Origin of the sequence: Cupriavidus malaysiensis (assembly GCF_001854325.1) — a bacterium.
Lineage (GTDB): Bacteria > Pseudomonadota > Gammaproteobacteria > Burkholderiales > Burkholderiaceae > Cupriavidus > Cupriavidus malaysiensis.
This window is the reverse complement of the sequence record NZ_CP017754.1, coordinates 2,550,024-2,571,924: the sequence shown is the minus strand read 5'-3', so window position 1 is coordinate 2,571,924 and position 21,901 is coordinate 2,550,024. Positions and strand designations below refer to the sequence as shown.

Sequence of the window (21,901 nt, the reverse complement as noted above, 5' to 3'; positions counted from 1 at the left end):
TCCGTCAGCGGGGAAGGGAGGCGGTGGAAGCGGTGGAAGCCGTGGATCCGGTAGAGGCGGCAGGTGCGGCGGGTGCAGCCGCCGGCACCGGGGCGAAGGCGGCGTCGAACTCCGGCGGCAGGCGCGGCACCGCACCGAGCGCGCGGCGCAGGAAGGCACGGGTGCGCTCCTGCGTCGGCTGGCCGAAGATCTGCGCCGCCGGCCCGTGTTCGACGATGCGGCCGGCCTCGGTGAAGTAGATATGGTCGCTGATCTCCGCGGCGAAGCGCATTTCGTGCGTGACCAGCACGCAGGTCATGCCATCCTCGACCAGTTCGCGGATCACCGTCAGCACCTCGCCCACGGTCTCCGGATCCAGCGCCGAGGTGACCTCGTCGAACAGGATCAGCTCGGGCCGCATCGCCAGGGCGCGGGCGATGGCCACGCGCTGCTGCTGGCCGCCCGACAGCTCGCCGGGATAGGCGCGCGCCTTGTCGGCCAGCCGCACCCGCGCCAGCAGGGCATGGGCTTCGCGTTCGGCATCGGCGCGCGGCCGGCCGATCACGCGGGTCGGCGCGATCACCAGGTTCTCCAGCACGGTCAGGTGCGGGAACAGGTTGTACTGCTGGAAGACGAAGCCCACGCGCTTGCGCAGCGCGATCAGCTCGTCCTCGCCGCGCAGGCTCTCGACCGCGGTCCCGCCCACGCCGATATGGCCTTGCTGCGGGCGCAGCAGGCCGGTGATGCAGCGCAGGATGGTGCTCTTGCCCGAGCCGGAGGGGCCGATGATGGTGACGGCCTCGCCGCGCTTGACCTCGAGGTCGATGCCCTTGAGCACTTCATTGGCGCCGAAGCGCAGGTGGACGTCCTGCAGCCGCACCAGCGGCGCGGCCTCGGTGGCGCCGGGCTCGCGGCGCAGGAAGGATTCAGTGGCGTTCATGGCGGCGTTCCAGGGCGCGCGTGGCGCGCGCGATGGGATAGCAATAGGCGAAGAAAAGGGCCAGCAGCGTGAAATAGACCAGCACCGTGAAGTCGGTGCGCGCCACCGTGTTGCTGGCGACCTGGGCGGTGTCGACCACGTCGTGGACGCCGACCAGCGAGGCCAGCGAGGTGCTCATGGTGATGCTGGCGTACAGGTTCATCCACGGCGGCAGCATGCGCCGCAGGCATTGCGGCAGCACGATCAGGCGGAAGATCTGGCTGCGCCGGAAGGCCAGCGAGTGGGCGGCCTCCCATTGCGCGCTCGGGATCGACAGGATGGCGCCGCGGAAGATCTCGGCGACGTTGGCGCTGGCCGGCAGGGCCAGGCCCAGCACGACCTTGATCCAGTCGGGGAAGGGCAGTGTCCACTGCACCAGGTGCAGCTCGAAGGGAAACACGTAGGTGGTGAAATAGACCAGCACCAGCACCGGCGCGTTGCGGAAGGCCTGCACCCAGGCGCGCGTGGCGCCGCGCAGCAGCGGGTTGGCCGACAGCGACAGCGCGCCGATCAGCAGGCCGGCCGCGGTGCCGAGCGCCATGGCCAGCACGCTGATCTCGATGTTGGCCCACAGGCCGCGCAGCAGCGCCGGCGTCCACGTCCACAGATGGCGCAGGGCCGCCGGCGCGCTGCCGCTCGCGTTCCAGTACAGCACGAGCGCCGCGGCCACGGCCAGGAACGGCATCCAGGGATCGCGCAGCAGGCGCAGCGCGCGCGGCCGGGCCTCTCGTGCGGGCGCCTGGGCAAGGGAATCACTGGCCATAGCCGGGCATCCTCAGGTGTTGTTCAAGCCAGCGGCCGGCGCGGCTGACCACCCAGGTCAGCAGGCCGAACCAGGCCAGGATCAGCAGCAGCAGCTCGAGCACGTTGTCGCGCTGCGTCCAGATCATGATCGATTCGTAGGTCACGTCGCCGACCGCGATGGCGGAGGCCACGGCGGTCATCTTGACCAGGTCGACCAGGTTGTTGACCAGCGCGGGCAGGGCGAAGCGCAGCGCCAGCGGCAGTTCCACCCGCAGCAGCAGCTGGCGGCGCGAGAAGCCGAGCGAGCGCCCCGCCTCCAGCATGACGCGCGGCACCGCCTCGATGCCGGCCCGCAGCGCTTCGGCGTGGAACACGGCCTTGTGCAGGGCCACCACCGCGACCACCCAGAAGAAGGGCGTGAGCGGATTGCTGCTGCCGTGCCCGTTGAGATGCTGGGTGATCAGCATGTTCAACACCAGGAAGGCGCAGTAGAGCTGCACCAGGGTCGGCGTGTTGCGCGTCAGCTCGACGAAGGCACGCGCCGGGCGGGACAGCGCGGCGCGGCCGGAGGTCAGCATCGCCGCGAGTGCGACGCCGGCCAGCAGGCTGCAGGGAATGGTCAGCAGGCAGAGCTGCAATGTCACCACCAGGCCATGCAGGAAGGCCGAGCGTTCGCCGGCGTCGAGCACGAAGGCGTAGTTGAGCCCCAGCGGCTTGAGCGCCGCGACGGCGGTGGCCAGCCACTGGTCGATCATGCGGCGGCCTCCTGCGGTAGCGGCGCGGTGAGCGCGTCCGCATCGACCGTGCCCGCCGCATCCGCTGCATTCGCCGGGGACGAGAGCGCCGCGACCGCGCGCGCGATGCGGCGCAGCGCTTGCTCCAGCACCGCGTCGGCGACGGCGAAGGACAGGCGGAAGTAGGGCGACAAACCATAGGCGCCGCCGTCGACCACGGCCACGCCCTCGCTGTCGAGCAGCCATTCGACGACATCGCCATCGCTGGCCAGCGGGCGCCCGTCCGGGCGCACCTTGCCGATCAGGCCGGCGCAGTTCACATAGGCGAAGAACGCCCCCTGCGGGGCCAGCAGCCGCAGGCCGGGGATGGCGTTGATGGCTTGCGCGGTCAGTGCGGCGCGGCGCGCGTAGGCCTCCCGCGCCTGGACCACGAAGGCCTGGTCGGTGGCCTCCAGCGCGGCCGCCGTGGCGGCCTGGCCCAGGGCGCTGGCGCCGGACGACACCTGCGACTGGATCGCGGTCATGGCCTGCACCAGTTCGGCGGGGGCGATGCCCCAGCCGATGCGCCAGCCGGTCATGGCATAGGTCTTGGACGCGCCGTTGACCAGCAGCGTGCGCTCGCGCAGGTCGGGCGCTACCTGCAGCCAGTGCGGGCCCGCCGCGACGAAGCGGATCTGCTCGTAGATCTCGTCGAGCAGCACCAGCACCTGCGGGTGGCGGCGCAGCACCGCCGCCAGCGCGGCCAGCTCCTCGCTGCCGTAGACGGCGCCGGTCGGGTTGGCGGGCGTGTTCAGCACGAGCCAGCGCGTGCGCGGCGTGATGGCGGACTCCAGACGGGCGGCGTCGAGCTTGAAGCCGCTGCGCTCGTCGCAGGGCACGATCACCGGCGAGCCGTCGTTGATGCGTACGATGTCGGGGAAGGACGGCCAGTAGGGGGCCGGCAGCAGGACCTCGTCGCCGGCATCCAGGGTGGCGGCGAAGGCGCTGTAGATGACCTGCTTGCCGCCATTGGAAACGAAGACCTCGGCGGGCGTGACGGCCAGGCCGGGCTCGCGCGCATAGCGGTTGGCGATGGCGCGGCGCAGCGCGGCGGTGCCGGCGGTGGGCGTGTACCTGGTCTCGCCCCGCGCCAGCGCTGCCACCGCGGCCTGCTTGATGGCTTCGGGAGTATCGAACTCGGGTTCGCCGGCGGTCAGGGCCAGGACGTCGCGGCCTGCGCCGGCGAGGGCGGCGGCGCGCTGGCCGGCCGCGGCGATCGGCGACAGGCGCACCCGGCGTGCGCGTTGGGAAAGCGGGAAGGTCATGGTGTCGAGGCGTCGGGTTGGGACTCCGGCAGCACCTTGCCGGGGTTGAGCAGGCCGAGCGGGTCGAAGGCCTGCTTCAGCCGTCGCATCAGGTCGAGTTCGACCGCGCTCTTGTAGCGCGGCAGTTCGTTGCGCTTGAGCTGGCCGAGGCCGTGCTCGGCGCTGATCGAGCCGCCGTGCGCATGCACGCTGTCATGCACCAGGCGATGGATGGCGGCCTCGTCGGCGAACAGTGCGGCCGGGGTGGAGGCGAGGGCGTGCGAGACGTTGTAGTGCAGGTTGCCGTCGCCCAGATGGCCGAAGGCGACCGGGCGCACGCCGGGGAAGGCGGCCTGCAGCGCGGTGGCGGTGGCTTGCAGGAAGGCGGGGATGCGCGAGACAGGCACCGAGATATCGTGCTTGAGGTTGCCGCCGTCGCGCTGCTGGGCCACACCCAGCGCCTGGTCGCGCAGGCGCCACAGCGACTGGCTCTGCGCCACGCTGGCGGCGATGGCGGCATCGGCCACCAGGCCATCCTCGATGGCCTGCCCGACCACCGCCTCGAAGCGCGCACGCGCGTGCGCCTCGCCTTCGCTGTCGGACAGCTCCAGCAAGGCGTACCACGGCTGCGTGGCATCGAGCGGGATGGCTTGCTCGGGCACGTGCCGGGCGACCAGGCCGAGCGCGGTGTCGGAGATCAGCTCGAAGGCGGTCAACGCGGCGCCGAAGCCGGCGCGCGCCCGCGACAGGAAGCCGATGGTGTCGCCGATGGCGGGGAAGGCCAGCAGCGCGGTGAGCTGGAGCGCGGGCTGTGGGTAGAGCTTGAGCGTGGCTGCCGTGATGATGCCTAGCGTGCCTTCGCTGCCGATGAACAGGTCGCGCAGGGCATAGCCGGTATTGTCCTTGCGCAGGCCACGCAAGCCGTCCCAGATCTCGCCGTCGGCGGTGACCACTTCCAGGCCCAGCGCCAGCTCGCGCGTATTGCCATAGCGCAGCACCTGGGTGCCGCCGGCATTGGTGCCGAGATTGCCCCCGACCGTGCAGCTGCCCTCGGAGCCGAGGCTGAGCGGGAACAGCCGCCCGGCCTCGCGTGCCGCTTCCTGCAGCCGGGCCAGCACGACGCCGGCCTCGGCGGTGATGGTGTCGTTGTCGGTATCGACCGCGCGGATGCGGTTCAGGCGGCCCAGTGACAACAGCACCGCGTGCCCGCTGGCATCCGGCGTGGCGCCGCCGACCAGGCCGGTATTGCCGCCCTGTGGCACGATCGGCGCGCGATGCGCGCGGCACAGGCGCACCACGGCGGCGACCTGGGCTGTGTCGGCGGGACGGACCACGGCCAGCGCGCGCCCGTGCAGGCGGCCGTGGCGGTCGGTCAGGTAGCCGGCGGTATCGTCCGGCGCGGTCAGCACATGCGCTGCGCCGAGCGCGTGGCGCAGGCTGGGAAGCAGGTCTTCCTTCGTCATGCTTCAGGTGTCCTGGCGCGTCATGGCTTCTTGCCCTCGGTGAAGACGGCGAAGTCAGCGGGCGCGGTGTCGTACCTGCCCTGCTGCGCCCGTGCATTGGCCGGCTTGATGTAGGCGCCGTCGGGCACGCCGGACTTGCGCGCGGTGGCGAGCAGGAAGCCCGAGCGGTGCCAGTCGCGGATCGCCTGGTCGACGAAAGCCACGGTGTCTTTCTCGCCGCGGCGGGTCCAGACCACGGTCGGCGAGGGGATCAGCTGTTCCTCGGTGGCCAGCGTGAAGTCCTTCCATTCCTCAGCGCTGGGGCCGTGCAGGGTGTGGTACAGGGCCGGCTGGATATGGACCGAGGCCGCGCAGGTGCCGCCCTTGAGCGCCAGCAGCGATTCCGGAATGCCGCGCAGGCCCTTGACGATGGCGCCGTAGCGCTCGGCCAGCGGACGGGCGAAATTGCTGCCCTGGGAGACGCAGGCGACCTTGCCGCGCAGGTCTTCCCAGCGCCGGATGCCGCTGCGCCTGGACACCACGGCGGCACCGCCGACCAGGTCGTAGGGGGTGGGCGCGAAGTCGAGGATCTCGCTGCGTTCCTGCGTCCACTGGATATTGGCCACCAGCAGGTCGACCTTGCCGGCCTGCAGGAACTGCACGCGCGTGGAGGCCGTGACGGGCACGGTTTCCAGCGTCACGCCGAGGCGGCGCGCGAGGTCGGCGGCGAGCTCGGTCTGGTAGCCGCCGGTCTTGCCGGTGGCGGTGTCGAGCTGGCCGAAAGGCGGGCTGGCGCCGTCGATGCCGACCGAGAGCTTGCCGCGCTGCTTGATCTTGTCGAGGGTGGCGTCGGCATGGGCCGCGCCGGCGCAGAGCGCCAGCGCGGCGCAGAGAAGGGGCGAAAGAAAACGGGAGGCGGTCATGGCTGCGGGGTGAGGCGGCCTGCCGGCGTGGACGGCGCGGCAGGCGTCAGCGGACATGCAGGCGGGCATGCAGGCGGACGCGAATCAGGAGGACTGCTTGAAGCGGGCCTGCAGTTCGGGCAGCAGGGGCTGCGGCGGCGCGATGCCCAGGCGTTTCTCGGTGGCGATCAGCCAGCCGCTGCGGTGCCATTCCCGCACGATCTTGTCGACCGCGGCGATGGTGTCGGCCTCGCCCTTGCGGGTCCACACCACCGAGGGCGCCGGCAGGATCTCGCTGGGGATCGGCGCTGCGTAGTCGGCCCACTCGGGATTGCCGCGCAGTTGCGGGTGGATCAGCGTGGCGTCGTGCACGGCTGCGACGCACTGGCCGCCGCGCAGGGCCAGCAGCGATTCGGCGGCGGTCTTGTACCCGCGCACGCTGGCACCGTACTGCTCCTGCAGCGGCTTGATATAGCTGCTGCCCTGGGATGCGCACACGGTCTTGCCGCGCAGGTCTTCCCACTGGTGGATGCCGCTGCGCTTGAGGACGGCCGCGGTGCCGCCGACGCGGTAGAAGGGCGTGGGCGCGTAGCCGAGCAGCTCGCCGCGCTCGGGGTTGTATTCCATCGAGGCGATCAGCAGGTCGACCTTGCCGGCCTGCAGGAACTGCACGCGGTTGGAGGGCTGGACCTGCACCAGTTCCGCCTCCACGCCCAGCCGCCTGGCCAGGTCACGCGCCAGTTCCGGGTTCCAGCCGACCAGTTGCTGGGTGGCGGGGTCGACCGAGCCGAACGGGCCGCCGCTGGCGCCGACGCCGATGACCACCTTGCCGCGCTGCTTGATGCGGTCGAGGGTGGCGTCGGCACGGGCGGTGCCCAGGGTCAGCAGGGAGAGCGCGAGCAGCGCGGCGGCACGGCGGGGCAGGGAGGGGGGGCGTGGCATGGTGGCGAGCAAGAAAAAGCAGATGCAGGAGGGGCGATGCTAGTGCCGCCGGGCCCTGCCACGAAGGAAGCATTGCGGATATCGATATGCGCCCGGGCGCGGCGCACCGCGCATATGCAAGCGCGATTTGCTTCGTTGCCGGCGCGTGCCGGCAGGCGCTATGTTGGCGCGCAGCAGCCGGCCCGGACGCCGGCGGGAGGACCGTGCCGGAACGGCCTCCGGCAGCGCGCGCGATGGCCGTCCAGGTCTTGCCCGGGCGGTGGCGCGCGTACCGAATCGGCGGCGCCTGCCCGGGCGGCCCGCCTGAGAACCCAAGGACCAAAGGAGCGCGGCCACCATGGCAAGACGCAATGAGCAGATGCGCCTCGGTGCATTCCTGTACCCCAGCGGGCACCATATCGCCGCGTGGCGGCATCCCGAGGCCAAGGCCGACGCGGGAATCGATTTCCGTCACTATGCCGCGCTCGCCCAGGCCGCCGAGGCGGCCAAGTTCGACCTGGTGTTCCTCGCCGATGGTGTTGGCACGCGCGGCGACGACGTGGAGTTCCTGAGCCGCACCGCGCACAGCTACCAGGCCCAGTTCGAACCCATCACCCTGCTGTCGGCGCTGGCTGCCGTCACCGAGCGCATCGGGCTGGTCGGCACCGCCTCGACCAGCTTCAACGAGCCCTATCACATCGCGCGCAAGTTCGCCTCGCTCGACCATCTCTCGGGAGGCCGCGCGGGCTGGAACCTGGTGACCTCGTCCAGCGAGCACGAGGCGCGCAACTTCAACCGGGTGCGGCACTTCAGCCACGAGGAGCGCTACCAGCGTGCCGAAGAATTCGCCGACGTGGTCAGCGGCCTGTGGGACAGCTGGGAGGACGATGCCTTCCTGCGCGACAAGGCGAGCGGGCGCTACTACGAGCCGGCGCGGCGCCACGTGCTGGGCCACCGCGGCCGGCATTTCAGCGTGCAGGGGCCGCTCAACGTCGCGCGTCCCCCGCAGGGGCAGCCGGTGGTGGTGCAGGCCGGCTCCTCCGAGCCCGGCAAGGAACTGGCCGCGCGCCGCGGCGAGGTGGTCTTCACCGCCCAGCAGACCCTGGAAGATGCTGTGGCTTTCTATGCCGATCTGAAGGGGCGGCTGGCCGGCCACGGCCGCCGGCCCGAGGACCTGAAGATCCTGCCGGGCGTGTTTCCGGTGGTGGGGCACAGCGAGGCCGAGGCGCGCGAGAAGTTCGAGCAGTTGCAGGCGCTGATCGATCCGGTGGTCGGGCTGGCGCTGGTGTCGGCCTTGACCGGGGCGGACCTGTCCGCGTATCCGCTCGACGGGCCCATCCCGGAGCTGCCGCCCACCAACGGCAGCAAGAGCCGCCAGGGCCTGATGCTCGACCTGGCGCGGCGCGAGAACCTGACCATCCGCCAGCTCTACCAGCGCGTGGCAGGCGCGCGCGGCCACTGGCAACTGGTCGGCACGCCGGCGCAGATCGCCGATGCGCTGGAGGAGCGCTTCCAGGCCTATGGCGCGGACGGTTTCAACGTGATGGCGCCGGTGCTGCCCGGCGGCCTCACTGACTTCATCGAACTGGTGCTGCCCGAGTTGCGGCGGCGCGGCCTGTTCCGCACTGACTACAGCGGCACCACGCTGCGCGAGCATCTCGGGCTGCGGCGGCCGCCGCATCCGGCCGCGCGGAGACGGGCCGACGCGGCGGATGCCGCCTGAGTCCGTGCGTGCCAGGCTGCCTGCCCGGTGCGAGGCAGCCTGGTCGCCGTTCAGTCTTCGGCGAAGGCAAAGCGCCCTTCGCTGACCAGTCGCGCCAGCGGCAGGCGCTCGTTGGGCTGCTCGCGCGCCTGTAGCGCCTCGGGCAGCAAGGACTTGTCGCCCTGCCGGCCGATGGCCACCACCGCTTCGATGGCGTAGTCCTCGGGAATGCCGAGCGCCTCGCGCAGGCGCGCCTTGTCGAAGCCGCCGATGCCGTGGGCGTGCCAGCCCGCCGCGGTGGCCTGCAGCGCCAGGTTGGCCCAGGCGGCACCCGCGTCGAAGGAATGCGTGGCGACCGGCTGCGGCTCGCTCTTGCCCGGCGCGGTCCAGGTCTTGCGCGACAGCACCGCCACCAGCACGGCCGCGCGCGCGGCCCAGCTCTGGTTGTACTCCGACAGCGAGGCGAAGAGCGGCTGCCAGTCCGGCGTGTCGCGCCGCGCATAGATGAAGCGCCAGGGCTGCGCGTTGTAGCCGGACGGTGCCCAGCGTGCGGCCTCGAAGAAGCGCAGCAAGGTCTGCGGCGCGATGGCTTCCGCCGTGAAGGCGCGGGGCGACCAGCGCTGCAGGAACAGCGGATCGATGTCGTGGTCGGCTTGGCGTGGCTGGGTCATGGAGGCTCCTTGGGGCGGATGAGGGATAGGGCGGTGGTCGCTGCTGCTGTGGCTTCTATCGCTGCCGCGGTTACCGTGCAGGTGGGAGCCTTGCGCAAGCCCGTGCAAAAGGGAAGCGGGAAATCCGCATGAGCTTGCGAGGAATCCTTCGAACGGTGCACGGCGGCTAGAAGGCACCTGCTGCACGGTGCCATGCCGTGCTGTGTGCTGCGCGACGGGCGCCTATGTAAATGCGAAATGATCAGTTCGCGCGTGCCGGGGGGGCTTCCTATACTTTGGCACTCGTTCGCAGGGAGTGCTGATGGCCGGCACCGCGCCGATCCCGGCCTCCCGCGCCCGCCCGATTTCCCTGGAGCCCAGAACAGATGAGCCTTCGCCCATTGCATGACCGCGTGATCGTCAAGCGGTCGGAAAACGAAACCCGTACCCAGTCCGGCATCGTCATCCCGGACAACGCCGCCGAGAAGCCCGACCAGGGCGAGGTGGTGGCGGTCGGTCCCGGCCGCCGCAACGAAGCCGGCGAGCGTATCGCGCCGGACCTGCGCGTGGGCGATCGCGTGCTGTTCGGCAAGTACGCCGGGCAGGCGGTGAAGATCGGCGGCGAGGAGCTGCTGGTGCTGCGCGAAGAGGACGTGGTCGCGGTGGTCGAGCGCTGAGCGCGTCGCGCGCAGCGGCAAGCCCCACGCAGAACGAAAGAAGCGATCGGGATCATCGGCACGATGGAGAACATCGGCACGATCGGAACCGGATCAGGAAGAAAGGACAAAGGAAAGCAGAGATGGCAGCGAAAGACGTAGTGTTCAGCGACGCAGCACGGGCCAAGGTGGTCGAAGGCGTCAACATCCTGGCCAACGCGGTCAAGGTCACGCTGGGCCCGAAGGGCCGCAACGTGGTGCTGGAGCGCAGCTTCGGCGGCCCGACCGTGACCAAGGACGGCGTGTCCGTGGCCAAGGAGATCGAGCTGCAGGACAAGTTGCAGAACATCGGCGCGCAACTCGTCAAGGAAGTCGCGGCCAAGACCAGCGACAACGCCGGCGATGGCACCACCACGGCGACCGTGCTGGCCCAGGCCATCGTGCGCGAGGGGGTGAAGTACGTGGCGGCCGGACTCAATCCGCAGGATCTCAAGCGCGGCATCGACAAGGCGGTGGCCGTGGCCATCGAGGAGCTGCGCCGCATCAGCAAGCCCACCACCACCAGCAAGGAGATCGCCCAGGTCGGCACCATCTCGGCCAACGGCGAGAGCGCCATCGGCGAGCGCATCGCCGAGGCCATCGACAAGGTGGGCAAGGAGGGCGTGATCACCGTGGAAGACGGCAAGTCGCTCGGCGATGAGCTGGAGGTGGTCGAGGGCATGCAGTTCGACCGCGGCTACCTGTCGCCCTATTTCATCAACCAGCCGGAGAAGCAGATCGTCGCGCTGGAGCAGCCCTACCTGCTGCTGGTGGACAAGAAGATCTCCAGCATCCGCGACCTGCTGCCGGTGCTGGAGCAGGTGGCCAAGGCCGGCCGGCCGCTGCTGATCGTGGCGGAAGACGTCGAGGGCGAGGCGCTGGCCACGCTGGTGGTCAACAATATCCGCGGCATCCTCAAGGTGGCCGCGGTGAAGGCGCCGGGCTTCGGCGACCGCCGCAAGGCCCTGCTGGAAGACATCGCCATCCTGACCGCCGGTACCGTTATTTCCGAGGAGATCGGCCTGACGCTGGAGAAGGCCGGGCTGCATGACCTGGGCCAGGCCTCGCGCGTGGAGATCGGCAAGGAGAACACCACCATCATCGGCGGGGGAGGCGAGGCGGCGCGCATCCAGGCGCGCGTGCAGCAGATCCGTGCCCAGATCGAGGAAGCCAGCTCGGACTATGACCGCGAGAAGCTGCAGGAACGCGTGGCCAAGCTGGCCGGTGGCGTGGCCGTGCTCAAGGTGGGTGGCGCGACCGAAGTCGAAGTGAAGGAAAAGAAGGCACGCGTGGAGGACGCGCTGCACGCTACCCGCGCGGCCGTGGAAGAAGGCATTGTCCCCGGCGGCGGCGTGGCGCTGATCCGTGCCCGCGCGGCCGTGCGCGGCGTCGCGGGAGCCAACGCCGACCAGGAAGCCGGCGTGAAGATCGTGCTGCGGGCGCTGGAAGAGCCGCTGCGGCAGATCGTCGCCAATGCCGGCGAGGAAGCCAGCGTGGTGGTGGCGCGTGTCGCCGAAGCCAGCGGCAATTTCGGCTACAACGCCGCCACCGGCGAGTACGGCGACCTGGTCGAGGGCGGCGTGGTGGACCCGACCAAGGTGACGCGCACCGCCCTGCAGAACGCGGCGTCGGTGGCGGGCCTGATCCTGACCACCGATGCGGCGGTGTTCGAGCTGCCCAAGGGCGAGGAGCCGAGCGTGGCACAAGGGCCGGGTGCCGGCGCCGGGCTCGACTTCTAGAGCACCCGTCTTTCCCTTTCTCCGCTGTTTCCCCGGGTGCCTGGCAGGCCCCGGGCCAACGCCCCCTCGGCTTCGCGGCCCAGGGGGCGTTGTTCTTGCAGGCCTGCGGCGCATCGGCCGGGCTGTCAAGGCTCCGTTCGCGTTTTGCGCGATCATCGCGCAAAATCTGCGTCAGCGGCCGGAATCGGGGTTATTTCGTAATGCCCGCCGCGCCGTTCACTGGCATGATGTAAAAAATCGAACGATCGTTCATAATTCGAACTTCCGGTATGGAGGCGAGATGCCGATCCCGGGGCGGCCGGTGTGCCGGTGCGCATCCCGCCGATGACGTTTGCGTGATCAGATTTCCGTTTGCAGCTTGTCCCGTATATCCGCTTGACCTCGCTTCCCATGTCCGCTGCCTCCTCCGCCACCCCCGGCTCCCCCCAGGCTTCTTCCGACCCGCGGCCCCAGGCCGGCAGGCCGGACGCCGCGCTGGATCCGCAGGTGGCGCAGCTGCTGGACCTGATCGCGCGCGCCAAGCGTCCGCCCATCAACGCGCTCGATCCGCTCGATGCGAAGATCGCCTACGAGAAGAGCGCCCCCATCCTCGATATCGCGCCGCTGCCCGTGCATCACGTGCAGGACCTGAGTGTGCCGGCACGCGACGGCCATGCCATCGGCGCGCGGTTGTATGCGCCGCGTGAGGCGAGCTGGGCCGACCCGTTGCCGCTGCTGTTGTACTTCCATGGCGGCGGATTCACGGTGGGCAGCCCGGCTTCGCACGATCCGCTGTGCCGGCTGCTGTCCATGCGTGCCGATTGCATGGTGCTGTCGGTGGATTACCGGCTCGGGCCGCAGTGGCGCTTTCCCACGGCGGTCCACGATGCCTTCGACGTGCTGGCCTGGGCCTACGCCGAGGCCGGCGCGCTGGGGGCGGATCCGGCGCGCATCGCACTGGGCGGCGACAGCGCCGGCGGCACCCTGGCCACCGCTTGCGCGGTCGAGGCGCGCCGCCTGGGCCATGCGCCGGTGCTGCAAATGCTGATCTATCCCGGCACCTGCGCGCGCCAGGATACGCCGTCGCACCGGGCGCTGGCGGAGGGCTACCTGCTGACCGCCGAGATGATCCAGTGGTTCTTCGCCCAGTACCTGGACCAGGACTCCAGCCGCGACGACTGGCGCTTTGCCCCGCTGGACGGCGGCGGCAGCGGTGCCGACGTGGCCGGTTGCTGCCCGGCCTGGATCGCCGTGGCCGGCTACGATCCGCTGCACGACGAGGGCGTGGCCTACGCGGCCAAGCTGCGCGCCGCGGGTGTGCCGGCCGAGCTGGCCGAGTATCCGGGCATGATCCATGACTTTTTCAAACTGGGCCGCTTCGTGCCGGCCGTGGGGCAGGCCCACGACGATGCCGTGGCCGCGCTGCGCGGCGCCTTCGGCGCCGCCTAGCGCTGCCGGCCCGACCCAGGCCCGCGCACAAGACGGGCTTCCCCGACCCCCTTTTTTCGCAGTTCGTAGCACAAGGAGACAGAACCGATGCAACGCCGCCATTTCATCGTCCGCGCCAGCGCGCTAGCCGCCACCGCCGCCTTCGGCCTCGCCGCCGCGCCGGCCCGCGCGGATTCCGCCGCGGACAAGTTCCCGCAACGTCCGATCCGGCTGGTGATCGGCTACACGGCCGGCGGCTCGACCGACATCCCGTTCCGCGTGCTGGCCGAGAACGCCAGCAAGATCCTCGGCCAGCCGGTGATCGTCGAGAACAAGCCCGGTGCGGGCGGGGTGCTGCCGGCGCAGATGATGCAGGCCACGGCCCCCGACGGCTACACGCTGGCGCAGGTGGCGATGCCGGTGTACCGCCTGCCGTATACCACCAAGATCAACTGGGACCCGGTCAAGGACCTGACCTATGTGATCAACCTGGCCGGCTATTCCTTCGGCGTGGTGGTGCCGGCCGACTCGCCGATCAAGTCGATGCAGGAGTACATCGCCTACGCGCGCGCCAATCCGGGCAAGCTGACCTATGGCTCGCCGGGCTCGATGACCACGCTGCACCTGACCATGGAAGAACTGGCGCTGAAGCAGAACGTGCAGTTCTCGCATGTGCCGTTCAAGGGAAACTCGGAGTCGCTGCAGGCGCTGCTGGGCGGACACGTGATGTCGGTGGCCGACACGCCGGGCTGGGCGCAGTACGTGGAGAGCGGCAAGCTGCGCCTGCTGTCGACCTGGGGCGACAAGCGCTCGGCGCGCTTCCCCAACGCGCCGACGCTGAAGGAACTGGGCTACGGCATCGTGCAGACCTCGCCCTTCGGCCTGGTGGCGCCCAAGGGCACCGACCCGAAGATCGTCAAGAAGCTGCATGACGCCTTCAAGAAGGCGATGGAAATGCCGAACTACCGCCAGGAGCTGGCCAAGTTCGACATGGAGCCGTACTACATGAGCAGCGAGCAGTATGCGCAGTTCGCCGCCGAGACGGTCAAGAAGGAAAAGGCCATCATCGAGAAGCTCGGCCTGGCCCGACCGCAGTAAGGTGGCCGGCCGCGCCGGGGCCGGCGCGGCCGCCTTGCATCGCCCACGAGAGAACCGGCAATGGCCAAGACCGATTTCCGCCACAGCGTGCCGCTGCGCGTGCGCTGGGCCGAGGTGGACCCGCAGTCCATCGTCTTCAACGCGCACTATCTGACTTACTGCGATATCTGCGTGACCGAATACTGGCGCGCGCTCGGCGTCCGCTACCCGGAGGACGTGCTGGGCGCGCACGGCGTGGACATTTTCGTCGCCAAGTCCACGCTGGAATACCACGCCTCGGCCCGCTTCGACGACGAGCTCGAGGTACGGGGGCGCATGGCGCGCCTGGGGCGTTCGAGCATGCTGTTCCGCGTGGAGATCTTCCGCGGCGAGGAGCACCTGATCACCGGCGAGATCGTCTACGTCTGCGCCGATCCCGCGACGCAGAAATCGGCGCCGATCCCGGGGCCGGTGCGGGAAATCATCGAGGCCTACGAGGTGGTCAAGCCCGCGTCATGACGGAGCCGGGCCGGCGCAGCTGAGGCTGCACATCGAGGCTGTGCGCCTCAGCTGCGCACGCATTGCTGGTCGACATAGCGCAGTGCATCGGGCAGCGCGTCGCGGAACAGCATCCATTCATGGTCGCCATCCATGATGCGCAGCTCCACCTGCTTGGGCTGGATCTGGTAGAGGCGCCAGAACATGATGGCCGAGACCACCGCGATGCCCAGGCGGTCGTGGTCGCCGGAGGCGATCCACATCGGCACGCGCAGCTTGCCGGCCTGGTAGGCATCGAGCTGGCCGGCATAGTTGAGCGCCTTCCAGGCATCGGGGTCGAACTTGCCGTTGCGCATGAACTGCGGCGCGCGGCGCGCGGCCGAGGTCTCGGGCGGCAGCGGGTCGTAGGCGGCGGGACTGATCGCGGCGGCGCCGCAGAACAGGTCCGGATGGCGCAGCGACAGGCTGACCGCACCGTAGCCGCCCATCGACAGGCCGGCCACCGAGCGCGCGCGCCTCTCCTTCTGCGTCCGGTAGTGCAATTCCACATAGGGCAGCAGGTCCTTGACCAGCGCGGTGTCGGCCTTGGCCACGGCGCCGTCGGTCCACCACGACGACGGCCCCTCGCTGGGCATCACCACGATGGAGGGACGGAGCTGGCCGCGCGCGATGAGGCCGTCCATGGTCTCGATGGCACCGCCCTTGACGCGCCAGCTGTTTTCATCCTCGTCGGCGCCGTGCAGCAGATAGATCACCGGATAGGCGGCCGCGCCCGCCTGGTAGCCGTCGGGCACATAGACGGTGAACTTCAGCTCGCGGCCGAGCGTGGGTGAAGGCGCGGCGTCGGAAAACACCTGGCCGGCGGCGCAGGCGCTGCCGGCGGCGAGAGCCAGCGCGAGCGCGGTGGCGGTGCGGCCGAGGCGGGTACAGAGGGAACGCAGGGCGGGCAGGGCGGATGACGGGCGCAGCAAGGGGTGAAGCAAGGGAAAACGGGTAAGGCGCATGAAGATTCAGGAACGGTAGGATGGCCGGCAGCGACTGCAAGTGCGCCCGCCCGGCCGTCGCGAGGCGCCGCCGGCAGCACAGGCGATGGCCGCGCCGCGCGATGGCCGGGCGGCAAGGGCGCTATTGTCCCGCAAATCCGCGGCACCGCCATCTGTCGCGACCAGCGATGCGATCGGTGGCGGGGTGGGGCGGCGAGGCGCGGGCCTTCGCATTTCCGCTCCCGAGGCCCTATCATCGTGGCTGGACACGGCGCTGCACGGCGCTGCACGGCGCGCAGCCGGATGCGCTGCTTTCCCTCGGCTGCCTGCCCTGCCTGTCGTCTCCGTCTTTCATCATCATCTTTCGTTACTGCCTTCCGTCATGACCGTTGCCATCCTCCTTTGCCAATGGGCCGAGGCGCGCGAGCGCGCCCGTGCCATCCGCTATGCCGTGTTCGTCGAGGAGCAGGGCGTGCCGGTCGAGCTGGAATGGGACGAGTGGGATGAGCCGAGCTGGCACGCGCTCGCGCTGGGCGAGGACGGCTCGGCCGTGGCCACCGGCCGCCTGTTGCCGGATGGCCATGTCGGGCGCATGGCCGTGCTCAAGTCCGCGCGCGGTACCGGCGTCGGCGCGCGCGTGCTCGACGCACTGATGGAAAAGGCCGCCGAGCTGGGCTATCCGGAACTGGTGCTGAACGCGCAGACCCACGCTGCGCCGTTCTACGCGCGCGCCGGCTTTACCCAGGTCGGCGACGCCTTCGAAGAGGCGGGCATCCCGCACGTGGAGATGCGCAAGCGGCTGCGGGCCTGAGCCCGGCCCCGCTCAGCGCGGCGCCGGTTCGGTGCCGGCGTCGTGCGGCAGCATCATGCGGCCCTGGTAGGCCACCTCGCCGATGCGGCCGTTGGCATCGAAGCTGCGCTCGCACAGGTCGAAGCGCCCGTCGTGGCGCACGCGCAGCACGGTGCTGGCGCGCGTGCCATAGGCGGGCGAGCGGATGAAGGCCGATGACAGCAGCTTCTCCCACTCTTGCGACACACCGGTCTGCGGCAGCTCGAAGTCGGCGGCCTGGCGTGCATCGGCGAGCAGTTGCAGGTAGGGCTCGGCGCTCGCGCCGGGCTGGCCCGGGTCGGCGGCCAGTGCCTCGGCCAGGGCGCCCACGCGGCTGCGCAGCTTGGGCCAGGGGGTGTCGAGCAAGGCGTTCGAGACGCCGTAGATGCCGGGTGCGAGCCGCTGCGGGCGGCGCGTGGCGCTGCGGTTGCTGTACCACCAGAGTTCGCGCAGGTCGCTCGCCAGCAGGTTGAAGCCGTTGTAGGCGCCTTGTTCGCGCGAGACGGTGTCCAGGTAGGCGTGCGGGCCGCTCTCGCCGCGCAGGAAGCCGGCCACCAGCTCGCCGCGCGAGCGGGTGTCGGTCCGTTTCTCGGAGGGGGCGCGGTAGTTGGTCAGGGCCGCGAAGCGGGCCCCGGAGGTCATGCCCATCCAGGTGCCGGCCTCGCCGATCACCTCGGCCAGGTCACGGCCCGCGAGCACCTGCGGCGCATCCTGCCACCAGTGCGCGGGAGCGGCGGGGCGCGCATAGAACTCGTCACGGTTGCCGGCCACCACCAGGGCATAGTCCGGATGGGATTGCCAGGCTACCACTATCAGGCACATATCGCTTCCTTCTGCTCCGTCCTCCGCGCTCCGCGCGCCGGCTGCCGCCGCGTCAGAGCCGGTCCAGGTCGATGAAATGCTCGACCTGGCGTTCGCCGCTGACCCATTGCTGGAGGCCGCTCTGCAGCCACAAGCCGGCCAGCGTGTCGGCGAAGGCGGGCGGCACGTCCGCGTAGCACTCCATCCAGGTCTGCAGGCCGGCACGGGTCTCCGGCCTGCGCATCAGCGTACCACCAATCCCGGTCGCCTCGGCAACGGTTTCCATCCAGCGGTGCCATTGCGGCAGGGCGGCGGCCGCCTGCACGTCGTCGACGCGGAAATACACGTAGAGATGATCGCTCATGGCTGGCGCTCCGTTGCGTTGGCTGGCTGACCCGGGTGGGATCAGCCCGCTGCCTGCTCGGCGCCGGGCAGCGGCACCTCGTAGGGCAGGGGCAGCACCGCCAGGGCGGGGCCGTCGACGCTGCCGGCATGCAGCGCGCCGGCGGCGGCGTCGATCTTCAACTCGGCCAGCGCGTCCCAGCCGCCCTCGGGCGACGGCGCGGCGTTGACGATCATGCCGCACGGCTGCTCGGGCTCCTGCGGGCGGAACACCTCGGCGCCGGCTGCCGCCGGCTCGCCGTCGCCGTGCACCAGCCACATGCGGCGCTTCAGCGTGCCGCGGTACTGGCTGCGCGCGACGATTTCCTGGCCGGGGTAGCAGCCCTTGCGGAAGCTGACACCGCCGATCAGTTCGAGGTTGATCATCTGGGGCACGAACTGCTCCTGCGTGGCCACGCCGATGCGCGGCAGGCCGGCGCGGATCTCCAGCCAGTCCCACAGCGCGCTGCCGGCGGGCGCCAGCGTGGCGGCCAGGGCGGCATGCACGGCCTCGGCCTGGTCGGTCGCCAGCACCACTTGCCAGCGCGGCTGGCCGGCGCCGTCCGGCAGGCGGATCACGGTGGCGCCTGCGGCACCGCCGGCGCTGTCCCACACGCCCTCAGGCGCTGGCAGGCCGGCCTGCGCGAGCGCGCGGGCCGCCTCGGGACCGGCCACGCCGAGCACGCGCAGGGCGGCGCCGGCATCGGCCAGCTTGGCCTTGGCGCGCAGCACGAACATGGACAGCCGCTTCTGGACGGATGGGGCGATGTCGGCCGCGAGCTGCAGCACGATGCCGTCGGCATCGCGCCACATCAGCAGGCTGGCCAGCAGGCGCCCCTTGGGCGAGCAGTAGCCGGCCAGGCGGGCCTGGCCGGCGCCGAGGTCTTCCACCGCATTGGTGAGCTGGCTGTGCAGGAAGGTCGCGGCATCGTCGCCGGCGACGCGGACCAGGCCCAGGCCGGCCGGGGCGCAGACGATGCCGCGCTGGCGCAGGGCTTCGTACTGTTCGGCGAGCGGGGCGGAATGGGCGAGGTCCGGGGTAGGGGTAGGCATGGCGGATCGGTGTGGCAACAGGCTTGCCGCGGCGGGCTGGCTGGCCCGCCGGGCGTGGCATCGGGGCTGGTCCGCACGAGCGGACCGCACGCCTGCAGCCTTGGCGGCAGGTGGGCGCGCGGCGCCGCGCAAGGGGCGCCGACGGCGCCCGGTGGGCGGCCGGGCTCGTGGCGGAGCAGGGCTCCCGGTATTATATGAGGCTGTCGCCATTTTGGCCGGCGGCCGCCGAGCGGGCGGGAGCCGGCCGCGCGGCCCCCGGGCCGCCAGCATTCCTCACATGAAACGAGTTCTTGTACGCCTGGCCGCGGCCTGCGTGGTCTTCGCGCTTGCCGCCACCGGTGCCTTCGCCTGGTGGGCCAGGCATCCCCTGCCGCTGAGCGGGTCGCCCCTCGAAGTGATCATCCAGCCCAATTCCAGCGTAGCCAGCGTCGGCCGCCAGATCGCGCGCGGCGGTGTCGGCATGGACCCGCGCCTGTTCTTGTTGCTGGCGCGGCTGACCGGCAAGGGCGGCGAACTGAAGGCGGGCGGCTACACCTTCGAGCAGGGCGCCACGCCGCTGTCGGTGCTGGAGAAAATCGCCCGCGGGGACGTCACGCACTACGTGGTGACGGTGATCGAGGGCTGGGAATTCCGCAAGATGCGGGCCGCCATCGATGCCAGCCCGGCACTGAAGCACGACACGCGCGGCATGTCCGATGCGGACTTGATGCGCGCGATCGGCGCGCCGGAAAGTGCGCCTGAAGGCCTGTTCTTCCCGGATACCTACCTGTTCACCCGCGGCAGCAGCGATCTGGAACTGTACAAGCACGCCTACCGTGCCATGCAGCGGCGGCTCGCCGACGCCTGGGCGGCGCGCGCGTCCGGCCTGCCTTACAAGAGCCCCTACGATGCACTGATCATGGCTTCCATCGTCGAGAAGGAGACCGGCCAGGCGGCCGACCGGTCGATGATCGCGGCGGTCTTCATCAACCGCCTGCGCAAGAACATGCTGCTGCAGACCGACCCGACCGTGATCTACGGCCTGGGCGAGCGCTTCGACGGCAACCTGCGCAAGCGCGACCTGCAGGCAGACACCCCGTACAATACGTACACGCGGAGCGGCCTGCCGCCCACGCCGATCGCCCTGCCCAGCCTGGCCTCGCTGGCGGCCGCGATGACGCCGGCGCAATCCGATGCGCTCTACTTCGTCGCGCGCGGCGACGGCAGCAGCCAGTTCTCCAACTCGCTTCCCGAACACAACCGCGCGGTCGACCAGTACCAGCGCGGCAAGACTCGCTGATATCGCATTCATGCGCGGAAAATTCATTACTTTCGAAGGCATCGACGGTGCCGGCAAGAGCACCCATATTCCCTGGCTGGCCGAACGTATCGCAGCGCGCCTGCCGGCGGGCGCGAAGGTGGTCAGCACCCGCGAGCCGGGCGGCACGCCGCTTGGCGAGGACCTGCGCCAGCTGCTGCTGCATCGCAAGATGCACCTGGAGACCGAGGCGCTGCTGATGTTCGCGGCGCGCCGCGAGCATATCGCCGAGGTGATCGAGCCAGCCCTGGCGCGCGGCGACTGGGTGCTGTCCGACCGCTTCACCGACGCCACCTTCGCCTACCAGGGCGGCGGCCGCGGCCTGCCCACGGCGCGCCTCGAAGTCCTGGAGGCCTGGGTGCAGGCCGGCCTGCAGCCCGACCTGACCCTGTTGTTCGATGTGCCGCTGGAGACCGCGGCGGAGCGCCTGGCCGGCGCGCGCGAGCCCGACAAGTTCGAGGCCGAGTCGCGGGCCTTCTTCGCGCGCACGCGTGACGAGTACCTGCGCCGGGCGCACCAGTCGCCGGCACGTTTCCGCATCGTCGACGCCACGCGCAGTATCGAAGCGATTCGCGCGGAGCTTGAACAGATCCTGGCAACGCTTTGATTGCCAAAGGAAAACGATGGCAACGGCCAGCCCGGTACGGGGTGCAGTCCATGGTAAGGTTGGCGCTCCGCCCAGCCGGCCGCGCGCCATCCTTCCCGGCGGACCTGGCCGGGACTTCACCTGAGTTTTCTCCTCCAAGGGCTTGATTCACATGCTTTATCCCTGGCAGACCGAAGACTGGAAACAGCTGGCCGCGTTGCGCGGGCGGCTGCCCCAGGCCCTGCTGATCCACGGCCAGCAGGGCATCGGCAAGCGCGATCTCGCCTTGCATTTCGCCCAGGGCCTGCTGTGCGAGACGCCGCGCGCCGACGGCCAGCCCTGCGGCAGCTGTCCGGCGTGCCATTGGTTCAGCCAGGGCAACCACCCCGACTTCAGCGTGGTGCGGCCGGAGGCGCTGGAAGGCGGCGCCGAGGGTGATGGCGAGGAGGGCGGCCGCAAGAAGGCGCCCAGCAAGATCATCCGCATGGAGCAGGTGCGCGCGCTGATCGAGGCGGTCGGCGTCGGCACCCACCGCGCCGGCATGCGGGTCGCGCTGGTCTATCCGCTCGACGCGCTGCAGACCGAAGGCGCCAATGCCCTGCTCAAGACGCTGGAAGAACCGCCGCCGTCGACCCTGTTCCTGCTGGTCACCGACCGCCTCGACCGCGTGCTGCCGACCATCCTGTCGCGCTGCCGCCAGTTCGCCGCGCACCGGCCGGCGCCGGCCCAGGCGCTGGCCTGGCTGGAAGCGCAAGGCGTGCCGGACGCCCAGGCGCAGTTGGCGCTGGCCGGCGGCGCGCCGCTGACGGCGCTGCACGCCGCCGAGGCGGAGGAGATGCCGTTGCAGCGCTGGCTGGTCGGCCAGCTCGGGGCGGGCGCTGGCTTCGACGCGCTGGCCGCCGCCGAGCACCTGCAGAAACTGCCGGTGCCGGCCATGCTTGGCATCGTGCAGCGCTGGACGTACGATCTGCTGAATCTGCGGCTGGCGCAGGGCGTGCCGCGCTACTTCCCGAAGGAAGGCGCTGCGCTGGCCCGCTGCGCGGCGGCAACCGATGCGCATCGCCTGCAGGGTTTCCTGGGGCACCTGGCCGGCCACCGCCGCAGCGAGAACCATCCGCTGGCGGCACGGCTGGTGATGGAAGCGGTATTCCTGGACTACCGCCAGCTCTTTCAATAAGGCCTGCAGCAAAAAGGGGCCGCGATGAACAAGGGGTCAAAC

22 protein-coding genes are annotated in these 21,901 nt (G+C 70.4%); 10 read left to right on the top strand and 12 right to left on the bottom strand.

Annotation, left to right across the window (positions count from 1 at the left end; all coding sequences use genetic code 11):
• Positions 1-4: 4 nt before the first annotated feature.
• The 7 genes from BKK80_RS11350 to BKK80_RS11320 form a co-directional block, all read right to left on the bottom strand.
• Positions 5-919, bottom strand: a complete 915-nt coding sequence (locus tag BKK80_RS11350; protein WP_083384065.1) for an amino acid ABC transporter ATP-binding protein — start codon at positions 917-919, stop codon at positions 5-7.
• Positions 906-1,721, bottom strand: coding sequence for an amino acid ABC transporter permease (locus tag BKK80_RS11345; RefSeq protein WP_071036913.1), 816 nt, complete (start codon positions 1,719-1,721; stop codon positions 906-908). The genes BKK80_RS11350 and BKK80_RS11345 overlap by 14 nt, the downstream gene beginning before the upstream one ends.
• The gene (locus BKK80_RS11340; RefSeq protein WP_071012827.1) at positions 1,711-2,457 is read right to left on the bottom strand and encodes an amino acid ABC transporter permease; all 747 of its coding nucleotides are present in this window, start codon (positions 2,455-2,457) and stop codon (positions 1,711-1,713) included. Before BKK80_RS11340 ends, BKK80_RS11345 begins: the two co-directional genes overlap by 11 nt.
• On the bottom strand, positions 2,454-3,740 hold the full coding sequence (locus tag BKK80_RS11335; RefSeq protein WP_071012825.1) for an aminotransferase class I/II-fold pyridoxal phosphate-dependent enzyme: 1,287 nt from the start codon (positions 3,738-3,740) through the stop codon (positions 2,454-2,456). Before BKK80_RS11335 ends, BKK80_RS11340 begins: the two co-directional genes overlap by 4 nt.
• Positions 3,737-5,182 (bottom strand): FAD-binding oxidoreductase, encoded by a 1,446-nt coding sequence (locus tag BKK80_RS11330; protein WP_071069448.1) that lies wholly within the window; start codon positions 5,180-5,182, stop codon positions 3,737-3,739. Before BKK80_RS11330 ends, BKK80_RS11335 begins: the two co-directional genes overlap by 4 nt.
• 20 nt (positions 5,183-5,202) lie before the next feature.
• Positions 5,203-6,084, bottom strand: a complete 882-nt coding sequence (locus BKK80_RS11325) for a transporter substrate-binding domain-containing protein (RefSeq protein WP_071012821.1) — start codon at positions 6,082-6,084, stop codon at positions 5,203-5,205.
• 84 nt (positions 6,085-6,168) lie between these two features.
• The gene (locus BKK80_RS11320; protein ID WP_071070795.1) at positions 6,169-7,005 is read right to left on the bottom strand and encodes a transporter substrate-binding domain-containing protein; all 837 of its coding nucleotides are present in this window, start codon (positions 7,003-7,005) and stop codon (positions 6,169-6,171) included.
• A 337-nt stretch (positions 7,006-7,342) separates the two neighbouring features.
• Between BKK80_RS11320 and BKK80_RS11315 the strand changes: the two genes are divergently transcribed.
• On the top strand, positions 7,343-8,707 hold the full coding sequence (locus BKK80_RS11315; protein WP_071036916.1) for an LLM class flavin-dependent oxidoreductase: 1,365 nt from the start codon (positions 7,343-7,345) through the stop codon (positions 8,705-8,707).
• Between the two features lie 50 nt (positions 8,708-8,757).
• Here the strand turns inward: BKK80_RS11315 and BKK80_RS11310 are convergent, their stop codons facing one another.
• On the bottom strand, positions 8,758-9,357 hold the full coding sequence (locus tag BKK80_RS11310; protein ID WP_071069445.1) for a nitroreductase family protein: 600 nt from the start codon (positions 9,355-9,357) through the stop codon (positions 8,758-8,760).
• Between the two features lie 365 nt (positions 9,358-9,722).
• Here BKK80_RS11310 and groES point away from each other — a divergent pair, with 365 nt between their 5' ends.
• From groES to BKK80_RS11285, 5 genes are all read left to right on the top strand, one after another.
• On the top strand, positions 9,723-10,013 hold the full coding sequence (groES, locus tag BKK80_RS11305; RefSeq protein WP_071012816.1) for a co-chaperone GroES: 291 nt from the start codon (positions 9,723-9,725) through the stop codon (positions 10,011-10,013).
• Between the two features lie 122 nt (positions 10,014-10,135).
• Positions 10,136-11,770 (top strand): chaperonin GroEL, encoded by a 1,635-nt coding sequence (gene groL / locus BKK80_RS11300; protein WP_071036917.1) that lies wholly within the window; start codon positions 10,136-10,138, stop codon positions 11,768-11,770.
• Between the two features lie 390 nt (positions 11,771-12,160).
• The gene (locus BKK80_RS11295) at positions 12,161-13,198 is read left to right on the top strand and encodes an alpha/beta hydrolase (RefSeq protein WP_071069443.1); all 1,038 of its coding nucleotides are present in this window, start codon (positions 12,161-12,163) and stop codon (positions 13,196-13,198) included.
• 87 nt (positions 13,199-13,285) lie between these two features.
• Positions 13,286-14,275, top strand: a complete 990-nt coding sequence (locus BKK80_RS11290; RefSeq protein ID WP_071036919.1) for a tripartite tricarboxylate transporter substrate binding protein — start codon at positions 13,286-13,288, stop codon at positions 14,273-14,275.
• A gap of 60 nt (positions 14,276-14,335) precedes the next feature.
• The gene (locus BKK80_RS11285; protein WP_071036920.1) at positions 14,336-14,773 is read left to right on the top strand and encodes a YbgC/FadM family acyl-CoA thioesterase; all 438 of its coding nucleotides are present in this window, start codon (positions 14,336-14,338) and stop codon (positions 14,771-14,773) included.
• Between the two features lie 47 nt (positions 14,774-14,820).
• On the opposite strand, the gene BKK80_RS11280 is transcribed toward BKK80_RS11285, so the two are convergent.
• Positions 14,821-15,756, bottom strand: coding sequence for an alpha/beta hydrolase (locus BKK80_RS11280; protein ID WP_084545557.1), 936 nt, complete (start codon positions 15,754-15,756; stop codon positions 14,821-14,823).
• Positions 15,757-16,117: 361 nt separating this feature from the next.
• Here BKK80_RS11280 and BKK80_RS11275 point away from each other — a divergent pair, with 361 nt between their 5' ends.
• A complete protein-coding gene (locus BKK80_RS11275; RefSeq protein ID WP_071012808.1) occupies positions 16,118-16,546 on the top strand; it encodes a GNAT family N-acetyltransferase in 429 nt (142 codons plus the stop codon).
• 12 nt (positions 16,547-16,558) lie between these two features.
• On the opposite strand, the gene BKK80_RS11270 is transcribed toward BKK80_RS11275, so the two are convergent.
• The 3 genes from BKK80_RS11270 to ygfZ are packed head-to-tail and all read right to left on the bottom strand — an operon-like array spanning position 16,559 to position 18,799.
• Positions 16,559-17,386, bottom strand: a complete 828-nt coding sequence (locus BKK80_RS11270) for an NRDE family protein (protein WP_071012806.1) — start codon at positions 17,384-17,386, stop codon at positions 16,559-16,561.
• 52 nt (positions 17,387-17,438) lie between these two features.
• Complete coding sequence (locus BKK80_RS11265) at positions 17,439-17,729, bottom strand: DUF4936 family protein (RefSeq protein WP_071012805.1); 291 nt, start codon at positions 17,727-17,729, stop codon at positions 17,439-17,441.
• 41 nt (positions 17,730-17,770) lie between these two features.
• Entirely contained in the window at positions 17,771-18,799 is a 1,029-nt protein-coding gene (ygfZ, locus tag BKK80_RS11260) for a CAF17-like 4Fe-4S cluster assembly/insertion protein YgfZ (RefSeq protein WP_071012803.1), read from the bottom strand.
• Positions 18,800-19,076: 277 nt separating this feature from the next.
• On the opposite strand from ygfZ, the gene mltG reads away from it, so the two are divergent.
• From mltG to BKK80_RS11245, 3 genes are all read left to right on the top strand, one after another.
• Positions 19,077-20,078, top strand: coding sequence for an endolytic transglycosylase MltG (gene mltG, locus BKK80_RS11255; RefSeq protein WP_071012801.1), 1,002 nt, complete (start codon positions 19,077-19,079; stop codon positions 20,076-20,078).
• A 10-nt stretch (positions 20,079-20,088) separates the two neighbouring features.
• Complete coding sequence (gene tmk / locus BKK80_RS11250) at positions 20,089-20,703, top strand: dTMP kinase (protein ID WP_071012800.1); 615 nt, start codon at positions 20,089-20,091, stop codon at positions 20,701-20,703.
• 151 nt (positions 20,704-20,854) lie between these two features.
• Positions 20,855-21,859 (top strand): DNA polymerase III subunit delta', encoded by a 1,005-nt coding sequence (locus tag BKK80_RS11245; protein WP_071069441.1) that lies wholly within the window; start codon positions 20,855-20,857, stop codon positions 21,857-21,859.
• The last annotated feature ends 42 nt before the right edge of the window (positions 21,860-21,901 follow it).